Source organism: Hymenobacter qilianensis, assembly GCF_014638675.1.
Lineage (GTDB): Bacteria > Bacteroidota > Bacteroidia > Cytophagales > Hymenobacteraceae > Hymenobacter > Hymenobacter qilianensis.
In genome coordinates this window covers 211,773-224,427 of the sequence record NZ_BMFN01000002.1, presented here as the reverse complement: position 1 = coordinate 224,427, position 12,655 = coordinate 211,773, and the positions used below count along the sequence as shown (strand labels likewise).

The following is a 12,655-nucleotide window of genomic DNA, read 5'->3' as shown; positions in this document are numbered from 1 at the left end:
CCAAACCAAGACGACTGCGGCTATGGCCATAATGATAACCGACGAGTGCATCAACTGTGGTGCCTGCGAACCTGAATGCCCCAACAACGCGATTTATGAAGGTGGTGCTCAGTGGCGCTGGGCCGATGGCACTTCTTTGAAGCAAGTGGAAGTGGATGGTGGAGCCGTAGTATCAGCCACGGCACCCCAAACCCCGGTTTCAGACGAATACTACTACATCGTGTCTGATAAGTGCACCGAGTGCGTGGGCTTCCACGAAGAGCCTCAGTGCGCCGCCGTGTGCCCCGTAGACTGCTGTGTGGACGACCCCGATCTGCGCGAAACTCAGGATGAGCTGCTCAAAAAGAAGGAGTGGCTTCATCTTACTGCTTAGAACGGGCTTGATATTTAAGATTCAGCTTAAAAAAGCCCCCCAGAAACATTCTGGGGGGCTTTTTTGGTTGGTTTATTTTCTAAATCAAGGGTTTAGGATCCGCAGTTGAAATACTTGTCATACGCCGACTCCGGAATCAGATTCAGCTGACTGAGCACTTTAATGGGCCAGCGCAGACGCCGAATAAGCGAATAGTTGTTGGGGTAGTCGCGGAATGTTTTGGGCGGCGCGGCTACAATCTGGTCGAACTCCGCGCGAGTGAGGCCCAGGCGCTTGATGCAGAGGTCAATCACGCGCGGGTCTTCGATGGAATTTATACGGGAGGTGCGCTCCAGCGCTTCTTCGCGCGTCATCTGGCCCGAGCGGATCAAGGCTGAGTAGTTGAAAAGCCGCCGGTCGATGTTGAACTTGGTGCGGTTGAGGTAATAGATAACGCTCTGGTACAGGTCGTCGAAGTAGTGCGCGCCCGGATTCACCCAGTCCAGCTCACGGGCAATCAGCTCGTCTACGTCGGCGCGCACATAGTCCACATGATACAGCAAGGTCACGGTCTTGATGCGGCGCACGAAGGCATAGTAGAACATCTCCTTCAGATCCAGATTAAAGCCCGGATCAGCCGGCGACCAGGGCCGCAGCGGCACTGTACCGAAGCGCTTGTGCACGGCCTTCAGGTAGCGGCCATCCAGATAGTTCCACGACAGGGGGCAAATTCCTTCCGTCCGAAAGCTCTGCCCAATCACCACGCGCTGAATGCCTTCTTTGGCGGCCACGCCGTAGAGCGCCGTAGCGATGCCTAGGTCAGTGCCTTCCTCCATATCGGGAGTGGAAGCTTTGAGAAAAGCAATTTTGAGGTCCTTGGACTCGCGCCAGTCGGAGGTGATGGTGCGCAGTTCCACGCCCAGCTTGCGGCAAGCCTTCACCATGTTTTCGCCTGCCACGGGGTTGCCGAAGCCATCATTGAAATGCACCGCCAGCGGGCGCAGCTTCAGCTTCGTGACGCAATACCAGAGCGTAAAGGAACTGTCGCGGCCGCCGCTTACGCCCAGCACGCAGTCGTACTTCTTGCCTTTGCCGGTGCGCTTGATGTCATCAGCCAGCTTTTGCACTTGCAGGCGGCCGGCTTCGCCCAGCGGAAAGGCGTGGTCCAGCTTATCGTGCAGGGCGCAGAAGCTGCACTCGCCGCGGTTATCAAACGCAATACCAGGCACGGTACTATCCATAATACACCGGGTGCAGCGCTGGGCGGGCGCTTTCAGCTGAAAAGCGGGCACAGTGGCAGCAGTTGGCTCAGTTGAGGTGATGGGAGCGCTGGAAGAAGGGGGAAGAGGAGCGGACAAGCGGCAAAGGAAAAGTGAACGACTATGAAATTTGAAGCTTTGCTTAGTAAGATTTATAACGTGAATAAAGAGATAGGCGTTATTTTAAAGCAACTTATCAAACTGATAGCCTTTGCGTTGGAGCATTTCGCCAATGGCCGTTCCCTGCTCCGGACGAACAGGGCGCGGCAAATCGGCCACTACCAAATCACCCGCAAACTCATTAAAAGTACCCTGGGCGCGTACGCCGCTCGCATCGACCGCTAACGAGCAGCCCACGCTTTTTTTGCCTTCATACGGCCCTCCCACAATATAGCCCACTGATGTGGTGCCCACCACCACCACATTGTACAGCCGCGCCAGAATGGAAAAGGGATTTACCCACTTTTCGCGGTACGGATCATCTTCTTCCGTCAGCGAATAATCGACGGTCCAGGAGGAAGGGGAGATAATAAACTCGGCGCCCATGCGAGCCAGCGTATGGCCGATGGGCAAGCCATCTAGGTAGTTGTCGGCGCAGATATTAACCCCGATTTTACCCAGAGGCGTGTCCACCACGTTCAGGGTCTGGCCTACTGCATAGAACGGTAATTCTACGGACAGCAAGTTGATCTTGTGATATTTAACTATAATTTCGCCTTCCGGATTTATCAGAATAGCGGCGTTGTAGTTGCGACCATTCAGACGCTCGGTCAGGCCCGCGCACACATAAATCTTATACTTGATTGCCTGTTGGCAAAGCAAGTCGCTGAAAGGTCCTGGAATGGGCTGAGCCTCGGTCAGGGCACTGGGATGCGTCCAGGCAAAGTCCAGCGTTTCGGGCAATAAAACCAACTCGCAGCCTTGTTGTGCCGCCTCACCGATCATGCGGGCGGCGCGCTCCAGGTTGCGTGCCGGCTCGCCGCCTTCTACCAGCAGCTGCCCCATCCCGATACGGACGGAGGCAGTGGGGGGCAAAATTACCGGCTCAGGCGTACTGAGGGCAGCTTTTGGTGCTTTTCGGAAAGAGAATAAAGCGGCCATGCCGATAGAAAAACGGTGAACGAAGCACTAAAAATAAAGCAAAAAACAAACTCGGCTTATCCTGGCAGATCGGTCAAGTCATTTTCGGCATCAAAGGTAGGATCAGAAGATAAGAATTGACATTCCTTTTCGGTTTAGCCAAACTGATGCTCTGGGGGGCATTTGCCCGGTTGAAATGCCTACTTTTGTCTTTGTTTAGAACTGAATTTGCCCCCCAGCGCCCATGTCCATCGCCAAAACCTATACTCCCGCCGACGTAGAAGCCAAATGGTACACACGTTGGCAGGAGCAGGGCTTCTTCAAAGCCAAGCCCAACCCGCGCAAGCCTGCCTACTCTGTAGTAATTCCGCCGCCCAACGTGACGGGCGTGCTGCACATGGGCCACATGCTCAACAATACCATTCAGGATGTGCTGGTGCGCCGGGCTCGCATGCAGGGCAAAGAGGCCTGCTGGGTGCCCGGCACCGACCACGCTTCCATTGCCACCGAAGCTAAAGTAGTAGCGCTGCTCAAGGAAAAAGGCATTGATAAGCGCGAACTGACCCGCGAGGAGTTTCTGGCCCACGCCTGGGAATGGAAGGAAAAGTACGGCGGCATCATCCTGGAGCAGCTCAAGAAGCTCGGCGCTTCCTGCGACTGGGACCGCACCCGCTTCACCATGGAGCCGGAGCTGACCGACGCCGTATTGCGCGTATTCGTGGACTTGTACCAGAAAGGCCAGATTTACCGCGGCATTCGCATGGTAAACTGGGACCCGCAGGGCCGGACCGCCATTTCCGATGAGGAAGTAATTGCCAAGGACACTCAGGCCAAAATGTACCATCTGCGCTACCCGGTAGTAGGGCAGGAGGGCCAGTTTTTGACCGTAGCTACCTCGCGGCCCGAGACCATTATGGCCGACGTAGCCGTGGCCGTAAACCCGAACGATGAGCGCTACAAGCACCTGCACGGCCAGCAAGTAAGCATTCCGTTGTTGGGCCGCGCCGTTCCGATTATTCTGGATGACTATGTAGCCATCGATTTCGGCACGGGCGCACTGAAAGTAACGCCAGCCCACGATTTGAACGACTATGAGCTGGGCGTAAAGCACAATCTGCCCGTAATTGACATTCTCAACGATGACGGCTCGCTGAATGAAAAGGCTGTGCTTTATGTGGGCCAGGACCGCTTTGCCGCCCGCAAGCAGATAGCCAAGGACTTGCAGGCTGCCGGCTTGCTCGACAAAATCGAGGAGTACGCCAGCGTGCTGCAAACGTCGGAGCGCACCGGGGCCGTGATTGAGCCGCGCCTGAGCATGCAGTGGTTCTGCAAAATGGACCAGATGGCCGAGAAGGCGCTGGCCGTAGTTGAGAACGATGAAATAAAGCTGCACCCGCCCAAGTTCAAGAACATGTACCGGGTGTGGATGGAGAACGTGCGCGACTGGTGCATCTCGCGGCAGCTGTGGTGGGGGCAGCGCATCCCGGCATATTACCTGCCTGATGGCTCCTTTGTAGTTGCTCTTTCTGCGGAAGAAGCTCTTGAAGCAGCACGTGAGAAGAGTGCTAACGCTGCTTTGACAATCAGTGATTTACGTCAGGATGAGGATGTGCTGGATACGTGGTTCTCGTCGTGGCTGTGGCCGATTTCGGTGTTCGATGGATTCAAGGATCCTGACAACCCCGACATCAACTATTTCTATCCCACCGACGACCTTGTAACGGCCCCCGAAATCCTGTTCTTCTGGGTGGCCCGCATGATTATGGCTGGTCTGGAGTATCGCAAAGAGGTGCCGTTCCGTAACGTGTACCTCACCGGCATCGTGCGCGACGACCAGGGCCGCAAGATGAGCAAGCAGCTCGGCAACTCGCCCGATCCGCTGGACCTGATTGCCCAGTACGGCGCCGATGGCGTGCGAACGGGTATGCTGTTCTCGTCGCCGGCTGGCAATGACTTACTCTTCGATATTCGCCTCGTGGAGCAGGGCCGCAACTTCACCAACAAGCTCTGGAATGCCTTCCGCCTGACTCAGGGCTGGGAAGTCAATCAGGAGCTGCCGTTTGCCAATGAAAAGGCCGTTGAGTGGTTCGCGGCTAAGCTGCAAAGCGCGCAGACGGAGCTGGATGAGCATTTCGCCAAGTTCCGCATGTCGGATGCGCTCATGACGGTGTACAAACTCGTGTGGGACGATTTCTGCTCGGTGTATCTGGAAATGATCAAGCCGGCTTACCAGGCGCCCATCGACCCGGCGACGCTGCGCCAGACCACGGCTTACCTCGAAACCTTGCTCAAACTTATGCACCCGTTCATGCCCTTCATTACCGAAGAAATTTGGCATGAGCTGGCCGAGCGCGGTGAGAAAGAGTACGTGTGCGTGGCCGCTTGGCCCAAGCCACAGCCAATGTCGAATGCTGCCGACATCCTCAGCCGCATGGATAAAGTGCTGGAGGTAGTAGCCGGCGTCCGCAACGTGCGCAATCAGAAAGGCATCGGCCCTAACAAGCCCCTGACGCTGGCGGCGAAAACGGATGAAACGGCATTGCTGCGCGACTATGACGGCGTAATTCGCAAGCTGGCAGCGCTCACCGACATCAGCTTCGTGGATGCTGCCCCAACGGGCTCTGTGAGCTTCGTGCTGGGTACAGGTGAGTTCTTCATTCCTCTGGAAGGCCACATTGATTTAGGGGCCGAGCGCGAGCGCCTGACCAAGGAAATCGAGTATGCCCGCGGCTTCCTGGAATCGGTGATGAAGAAGCTCAGCAACGAGAAATTCGTGCAAAATGCCAAGCCCGACGTGCTGGAGCGGGAGCGCCAAAAGCAAGCCGACGCAGAAGGCAAAATCACGGCGCTGGAGCAAAGCTTGGCCGCGCTGTAGAAACATGTTTTTATGAAAAAAGCCCCCCAGAGTGAACTTGGGGGGCTTTTTTGCGCATAAAAGTTTCCGGAGGGAAATAGCTGGCACTACAAGCAAGGCTGATTGATTTCAGTATCTTTAGCTTGTTCTAAACTCCAACTCAGCCTAACACTCTATGAATCATTCCTTACGCTGGCTGGCTGGCGCCTTTGCCCTGACGCTCGGCGTGGCGCAGGCCCAGACCCAGCCTACTACCTACTCCATGACCACTCCGCCTCTCGCGCCCATCAAGGCCAAGCAGCTCACTTCGCCCTTCGGTACCCGCACCGATAACTATTACTGGCTGAATGAGCGCGAAAACCCCGAAGTAATCAGCTACCTCAACGCCGAAAACGCTTATTTCGACAAGCAGATGGCGCCCGCCAAGGAGCTGGAAGACAAGCTCTTCAACGAGATTAAAGGGCGCATAAAAGAGCAGGACGAATCGGTGCCCTACCGCGACAACGGCTATTATTACTACACCCGCTACGAGGCGGGCAGCGAGTACCCGATTTACTGCCGCAAAAAAGGCGATATGAAGGCGCCGGAAGAAATCCTGCTCAATGCCAACGAGTTAGGTAAAGACAAAAGCTACTTTCAGATTGGTGGCTACGAGGTTAGTGACAACAACCTGGTCATGGCTTACGGCGCCGACACGGTGAGCCGCCGCCTGTACACCTTGCGCTTCAAGGATCTGAAAACGGGCAAGCTGTACCCCGAGAAAATCGTGAATACTAGTGGCAACGCCGTGTGGGCCACCGACAACAAAACGCTTTTCTACGCTAAAAAAGACCCCACCACGCTGCTGCCGTATCAGGTGTACCGGCACACGTTGGGCACCGACCCCAAGCAGGACGTGCTGGTGTACGAAGAAAAGGACAACACCTTCAACCTGGGCGTAGGCCGCACAAAGTCGAAGAAATACATCTTTATCGGCATGGGCAGCACCATGTCTTCGGAGCTGCGCTACATCGACGCCAGCAACCCCACGGCCGCACCCAAGGTATTTTTGGCTCGTGAGAGGGATCATCTGTACGACGTGGACCACCTGGGGGACAAATTCTATATCCGCTCGAATGCGGGCGCGCCCAACTATCGGCTGCTCGAAACGCCTGTGAGCAACACCGCCAAAACCGCTTGGAAGGAGATTATCCCGCACCGCAAAGACGTGTTTTTGGAGAACATGGAGCTGTTCAAGAACTTCCTGGTGCTGGGTGAGCGCAAGGAAGGTCTGCTGGGTCTGCGCGTGCGCCCCTGGAAAGGCGAGGAGCACTACCTCAACTTCGGCGAGCCCACGTACTCGGCCAGCATCAGCGTGAACCCCGAGTTTGACACGCCGGTGCTACGCTATTCCTACACCTCGCTCACCACGCCCAACTCCACGTACGACTACAACATGAACACTCGCCAGAAGACTTTGCTCAAGGAGCAGGCCGTGCTGGGGGGCTTTAACAAGGAAGATTACGTGACGGAGCGCGTGTACGCCACGGCCAAAGACGGCACCAAGATTCCGATTTCCATTGTCTATAAGAAGGGTTTTAAGAAAGACGGCAATGCGCCGGTGCTACAGTACGCGTATGGCTCCTACGGCATTATCTCCAACGCTACCTTCAGTGCTGCTCGTCTGAGCTTGCTGAATCGGGGCTTTGCCTACGCGCTCTGCCATATCCGGGGCGGACAGGAAATGGGTCGGCAGTGGTACGAGGATGGCAAACTGCTGAAGAAGAAAAACACCTTCACCGACTTCATCGACTGCTCTGAGTTTCTGATTCAGCAGAAGTTTACCTCGCCCGCCAAGCTGTTTGCCCAGGGCGGCAGCGCCGGCGGCCTGCTGATGGGCGCCGTCGTAAACATGAGCCCTCAGCTTTACAAAGGCGTGTTGGCGGGCGTACCGTTCGTTGACGTGGTGACCACGATGCTGGATGAAAGCATTCCGCTGACTACCGGCGAGTACGACGAGTGGGGCAACCCCAACAAGAAGGAGTACTACGACTATATGCTCTCGTACTCGCCCTACGACAACGTGAAGAAGCAGCCGTACCCCAATATGCTCGTTACTACCGGCTTGCACGATTCGCAGGTACAGTATTTCGAGCCTGCCAAGTGGGTTGCCAAGCTCCGCACTATGAAAACCGATAACAACCTGCTGCTCCTGCATACCGATATGGCCGCGGGCCACGGCGGTGCTTCCGGCCGCTTCAAGTCCATCCGCGACGTGGCCCGGCAGCAGGCGTTTATGCTGATGCTCCTCGGAATCAAGTCGTAAAATCTGTCCATAAAAAAGCCCCCCAGTCACTTGATTGGGGGGCTTTTTTTGTGTCTGGACTGGTAGGCAGTTTATTTAGCTTCGTCTGCTCGCTGCTTAGCCGTTAGTTGATTTTGCAACTGAAATGTCACCTTCTCACAGTCAGCGTATCGCTGCTCTGCTCGGCGCAGCGCCTCTTGCGCTGAGGTCAGCTGTAGGTACAGAAAGATGATAAGCCCCAAGGAAATCACGAGCGCAATAAGAAAAGAAATATTCTTCATAGTAGTCTGATTATGAAAAAGAAAAGCCCGTCCAGTAGACGGGCTTATTCAAGTGCAGCCGCGCCGCTATGCCAGCTATTGAGCGCTAAGTTAGATAACCGTATTCGGGTCAAATTGCTCCAGATAGTCTGCCACTTTGCGCACGAACATTCCGCCCAGCGAGCCATCAACCACGCGGTGGTCGTAGGAGTGGGACAGGAACATGAAGTGACGGATACCGATCAAATCGCCTTGGGGCGTTTCAATCACGGCCGGCTTCTTTTTGATAGCGCCCAGTGCCATGATGGCCACCTGCGGCTGCATGATAATGGGCGTGCCCATCACGTTGCCGAAAGATCCGACGTTGGATACGGTATAGGTGCCGCCTTCCAGGTCGCCTGGCGTCAGCTTGTTGATGCGGGCCCGGTTAGCCAGGTCATTGACCTTTTTGCTCAGCCCGTTCAGGTTGAGCTGGTCGGCATTGTGAATGACTGGCACAATGAGGTTGCCGGAAGGCAGCGCCACGGCCAGGCCGATGTTGATGTCGCGCTTCTTGATAATGTAGTCGCCATCCACCGACACGTTGATGTTGGGGAAGTCCTGAATAGCGCGGGCAATGGCCTGAATCAGGATAGGCGTGAATGTAAGGTTTTCGCCCTCCCGCTTCTTGTAGGCGTCCTTGTGCTTGTTGCGCCAGTTCACTAGCTCCGTCACGTCGGCTTCTACGAAGGACGTAACGTGGGGGGCAATTCGCTTGCTGTCCACCATGCGCTGGGCAATCATCTTGCGCATGCGGTCCATCTCGATCAGCTCCTGGTTGCCGCTCACCGATGGGGCGGGCTTGCTGGCCGGCGCGCTGCTGGCGGGCTTTGCTGCCTCGGCAGGCGCCGCTGGGGCCGAAGCCGCAGGCTGAGTTTGCACAGCTTGAGTGGCGGGCGCTGAGGCGGCCTGGGGGGCATTTTGGGCAGGCGCAGGAGCTGCTGCCCCGGTCGTCTGGCTCAACGACTTCTTGCCGCCCTCCACGTAGTCCAGAATATCCTTCTTGGTCACGCGGTTTTCCTTGCCAGTGCCGGGCAGATATTCAAGATCAGCCATCGAAATGCCTTCCTGCCGGGCAATGCTCAATACCAAGGGCGAATAGAAGCGGCCTTGCTGGGGCTGGGCTGCCGATTGGCTTGCCTGCGCTTCCTGGGGCTGGGGTACGTGCGGTACCTGCGCGGCAGTGTCCTGCCCATTGGTGGCTTCGGCCGCAGAAGCTGCCTGTGGCGCAGCGGGAGCCGCGGCCGGGGCCGAAGCGCTGGCGCTGTTTACATCGGTTTCAACGATGGCGATGGGGGCGCCCACGGCCACTACTTCGCCTTCCTGTACCAGTATTTCCTGCAAAACGCCGGCATGAATGGCCGGTACCTCGGTATCTACCTTATCAGTAGCTACTTCCAGTACTGATTCGTCCTGCTCAATTGCGTCGCCTACTTGTTTGAGCCATTTCAGGACGGTGCCTTCCATAATGCTTTCGCCCATTTTGGGCATCACCATTTCCACTCGTGCCATGCGGTTATTGGGGGTTGGGGTTATTGGGTGTTGAAGGTCAGAATACTTGCTTGGGGCGCCATAGTATGCGGGGTGGACGCCCACAAGCTGCATCAAAGGTAGGTGTTTTAGTGAGTAGCCGAAGCGTGGCGGGCTGCTCTGCTTAAGAAGGTAGCCACAGCCTGAAAAAGCAGCACCGTTTTATTAGAAAATTCAGCCTGACTCAAAAGCAACCTAACTTACTTCGGTAAGCTCTGCCGAAGCAGATTCAGGATGATGGTCGTCGTGTACTCAATGTTGAGCTGACGCCCCCGGTCGAAAGTGAACTGCTTACTGATGGTTTGGTGGGCATCGGCGTAGGCAATGCAGACGGTGCCTACGGGCTTTTCGGGAGTGCCGCCGCCGGGTCCAGCAATACCACTGGTGGCCAGCGCCACATCTACGCCGAGGTGCTTGCGCGCGCCTTCCGCCATCTCGCGCACGGTGGCTTCGCTCACCGCACCATGTGCAGCTAAGGTTTCGGTACTTACACCCAGTTGTTTGATTTTGATATCGTTATGATATGCCAAAATGCCCCCCAGAAAGTAACGCGAGCTGCCCGCCACACTGGTTAGCTTGTGGGCTAAGTAGCCCCCCGTGCAGCTTTCAGCCGTGCCTATAGTAAGGTTGCGCTCCCCGAGCAGTTGACCCACTGCAGCCTCCAACGTCACTTCCCCGACGGCAAAAATGTACTCGCCCACTAGCTCCTGAAGGATGGGCAAGTGCGCTTCTAATCGACCACGAAGGTCTGGGATTCCGTCGTCGGTGGCGGTGAGGCGGAGGCGCACGGCGCCCAGGTGGGGCAGGTACGCCAGCTTGAAGTTGGGGGGCAAACTGTCTTCCCAGTCCGAGATTTTCTCCGCCAGAAACGACTCGCCAATGCCCACCGTCTGAATAACCAGGTGCTCGATGGGGGCCGTATGAAAATGCTCTTTCAGCTTAGGCAGCACAATGTCCGTCATCATGCGCTTCATCTCAAACGGCACGCCTGGCATCGACACAAACACTACGTCGCGGTCCTCGAACCACATGCCCGGCGCCGTGCCCACGGCATTGCGAACAGGTGTGCAGGCGGCGGGCAGATAAGCCTGCTGTCGGTTTACTTCCAGCATCGGCCTATTAAAGCGGGCAAATATGCTTTCTACATCGCGCAGGGAAGGCTCGTGTAACACCAGCTCGGTGCGGAAATACTCGGTGAGAATATGCTTGGTTAGGTCGTCTTTGGTGGGGCCGAGACCACCGGTAATCAGCACTACGTCGGCCCGCTCGCGGGCGGCATCCAGGGCCAGCACGATTTCGGCGGCCCTATCCGACACGCTGGTGATCTGGCGCACTCGTATACCAAGCTTGCCTAGCTCCTGGCCCATAAAGGCCGAGTTGGTGTCCACAACCTGCCCATAAAGTAGCTCGTCGCCGATGGTAATGATTTCTGCATTAGGTACCTGCCGCATAAAGGGGAATAAGGAAGGAAAAAATAGGATGGTTTGGTCCGGTTTGTGCCTTAGCCAGTACGCCCGGCCCGTTGGGTCGTTACATTTAAGTTGCCCCGAGTTATGAAAAAGATCCGCTATTCACTCGTTTTAACTGCTCTGCTTGGTTTGCATGTGGCCGCTTCAGCGCAGGTTTTTCGCCTGCCCAAGCTGGGGGGCATTTTAACGACCCCTACTACTAAAACTCCCACGCAGGGCTCCACCGGTAGCATTACGCAGGATGAAGCGGCCCGCGGCCTCAAGGAAGCTTTAGTGCAAGGTATCAGCAAAGGGGCCGACCAGGCGTCGCAGCAGGATGGCTTCTACCTCAACAAGCTTATCCGCATTCCGTTTCCGCCCGATGCGCAGCGCGTAGCCAACACGCTGCGCAGCATCGGTTTAGGTTCGCAGGTCGACAAGTTTGAGCTGTCGTTGAACCGAGGCGCGGAGGATGCGGCCAAAAGCGCCAAGCCAATCTTTTTGGCCGCTATCAAAAGCTTGACTTTCAAAGACGTGTGGGGCATTCTAACGGGTGAGAAAGACGCGGCCACCAACTATCTGCGCCGCACCACTACCACCCAACTCACTACAGCCTTCAAACCAATCATTCAGCAGTCGTTGGATAAGGTGAACGCCACCCGCTACTACACCGACCTGACCACGCGCTACAACCGCATTCCGCTGGTGCAGCCCGTCAACACCGATCTGAATCAGTATGCTACTGACAAAGCCATTGGGGGGCTTTTTACCCTCATTGCGCAGGAAGAAGCCAACATTCGCGAAAATCCGATGGCTCGCGGCAGCGAACTGCTTAAGCGGGTATTTGGTAAGAAGTCTTAGCCTAAGTAATCACAAAAAAAGCCCCCCAGTATCTAGCTGGGGGGCTTTTTTGTGCATATGGTCGGTTAAAAATCGTCATCGTCGCTGCCACGACCACTGCGGCCGGAGCGGCTACTGCCGAAATCATCATCGTCGTCGGCAATATCGAAGTCGTCATCATCATCCAGGGAAGCAAAGCCGCTGCTGTCCGGGTCTTCGGCTGCTTCGGCGGCGGTGTATTCTTCCTCCGTCATGCTGGCCAAGTCCAATGCCTCGTCGTGGGAGGAACCCGTATCGCGCCACATCAGATAGTCGGCATATTTGGCGCTGAGGCGGTCTTCAGTGCTGCCGATACCAGCGCGGCCGCCACTTTTGGCGAAGTTATCCAGCTCGTCATCATCGAGCGAATCGTCGTCGAGGTCGTCGTATTGTCTCATGGCCGTGTGAGGGCAGGTAATGGGTGAAAGAAGAATACTTTAGGCAACTCTACTACCAAGGGGCAGTTGCGAAGATACGGTTCGAATGGTTTTCGCGTTGGAAATAAAGTCGTTTTTTAGCGAATCACTTGTGAGCATTCAGCTATAAACCTGCCCCATGAAGCGTTAGTCACTACGCTCCGATCAGCACAAATGGAAGAGCTTCAACGCTGAGAGAAAATTGCGTTACACTTACAATTTGGCGAAAATTAAGTTACCTAGCACACACCAGT

The 12,655-nt window shown here is 55.9% G+C and carries 10 protein-coding genes; 4 read left to right on the top strand and 6 right to left on the bottom strand.

What is annotated here, in order from left to right; all coding sequences use genetic code 11:
- Positions 1-22 precede the first annotated feature (22 nt).
- Positions 23-373, top strand: a complete 351-nt coding sequence (locus IEW06_RS08830) for a 4Fe-4S dicluster domain-containing protein (protein ID WP_187732207.1) — start codon at positions 23-25, stop codon at positions 371-373.
- 92 nt (positions 374-465) lie between these two features.
- Here IEW06_RS08830 and IEW06_RS08825 read toward each other — a convergent pair whose 3' ends face one another.
- Positions 466-1,710 carry an N-acetyl sugar amidotransferase gene (locus IEW06_RS08825; RefSeq protein ID WP_187732206.1) on the bottom strand — a complete coding sequence of 415 codons (1,245 nt, stop codon included), beginning with the start codon at positions 1,708-1,710 and terminating at the stop codon, positions 466-468.
- Positions 1,711-1,794: 84 nt separating this feature from the next.
- Positions 1,795-2,712, bottom strand: coding sequence for a carbon-nitrogen hydrolase family protein (locus IEW06_RS08820; RefSeq protein WP_187732205.1), 918 nt, complete (start codon positions 2,710-2,712; stop codon positions 1,795-1,797).
- Between the two features lie 223 nt (positions 2,713-2,935).
- Between IEW06_RS08820 and IEW06_RS08815 the strand changes: the two genes are divergently transcribed.
- Both IEW06_RS08815 and IEW06_RS08810 read left to right on the top strand, forming a co-directional pair.
- A complete protein-coding gene (locus IEW06_RS08815) occupies positions 2,936-5,566 on the top strand; it encodes a valine--tRNA ligase (protein ID WP_187732204.1) in 2,631 nt (876 codons plus the stop codon).
- Positions 5,567-5,720: 154 nt separating this feature from the next.
- Positions 5,721-7,850, top strand: a complete 2,130-nt coding sequence (locus IEW06_RS08810; protein ID WP_373285348.1) for a S9 family peptidase — start codon at positions 5,721-5,723, stop codon at positions 7,848-7,850.
- 71 nt (positions 7,851-7,921) lie between these two features.
- Here IEW06_RS08810 and IEW06_RS08805 read toward each other — a convergent pair whose 3' ends face one another.
- The 3 genes from IEW06_RS08805 to IEW06_RS08795 form a co-directional block, all read right to left on the bottom strand.
- The gene (locus tag IEW06_RS08805) at positions 7,922-8,110 is read right to left on the bottom strand and encodes a hypothetical protein (RefSeq protein WP_187732203.1); all 189 of its coding nucleotides are present in this window, start codon (positions 8,108-8,110) and stop codon (positions 7,922-7,924) included.
- 90 nt (positions 8,111-8,200) lie between these two features.
- Entirely contained in the window at positions 8,201-9,640 is a 1,440-nt protein-coding gene (locus IEW06_RS08800) for a dihydrolipoamide acetyltransferase family protein (RefSeq protein ID WP_187732202.1), read from the bottom strand.
- 218 nt (positions 9,641-9,858) lie between these two features.
- Positions 9,859-11,109, bottom strand: coding sequence for a competence/damage-inducible protein A (locus tag IEW06_RS08795; RefSeq protein WP_188548093.1), 1,251 nt, complete (start codon positions 11,107-11,109; stop codon positions 9,859-9,861).
- Positions 11,110-11,211: 102 nt separating this feature from the next.
- Between IEW06_RS08795 and IEW06_RS08790 the strand changes: the two genes are divergently transcribed.
- The gene (locus tag IEW06_RS08790; RefSeq protein WP_187732201.1) at positions 11,212-11,967 is read left to right on the top strand and encodes a DUF4197 domain-containing protein; all 756 of its coding nucleotides are present in this window, start codon (positions 11,212-11,214) and stop codon (positions 11,965-11,967) included.
- Positions 11,968-12,032: 65 nt separating this feature from the next.
- Here IEW06_RS08790 and IEW06_RS08785 read toward each other — a convergent pair whose 3' ends face one another.
- On the bottom strand, positions 12,033-12,383 hold the full coding sequence (locus tag IEW06_RS08785) for a hypothetical protein (RefSeq protein ID WP_187732200.1): 351 nt from the start codon (positions 12,381-12,383) through the stop codon (positions 12,033-12,035).
- Between the last annotated feature and the right edge of the window lie 272 nt (positions 12,384-12,655).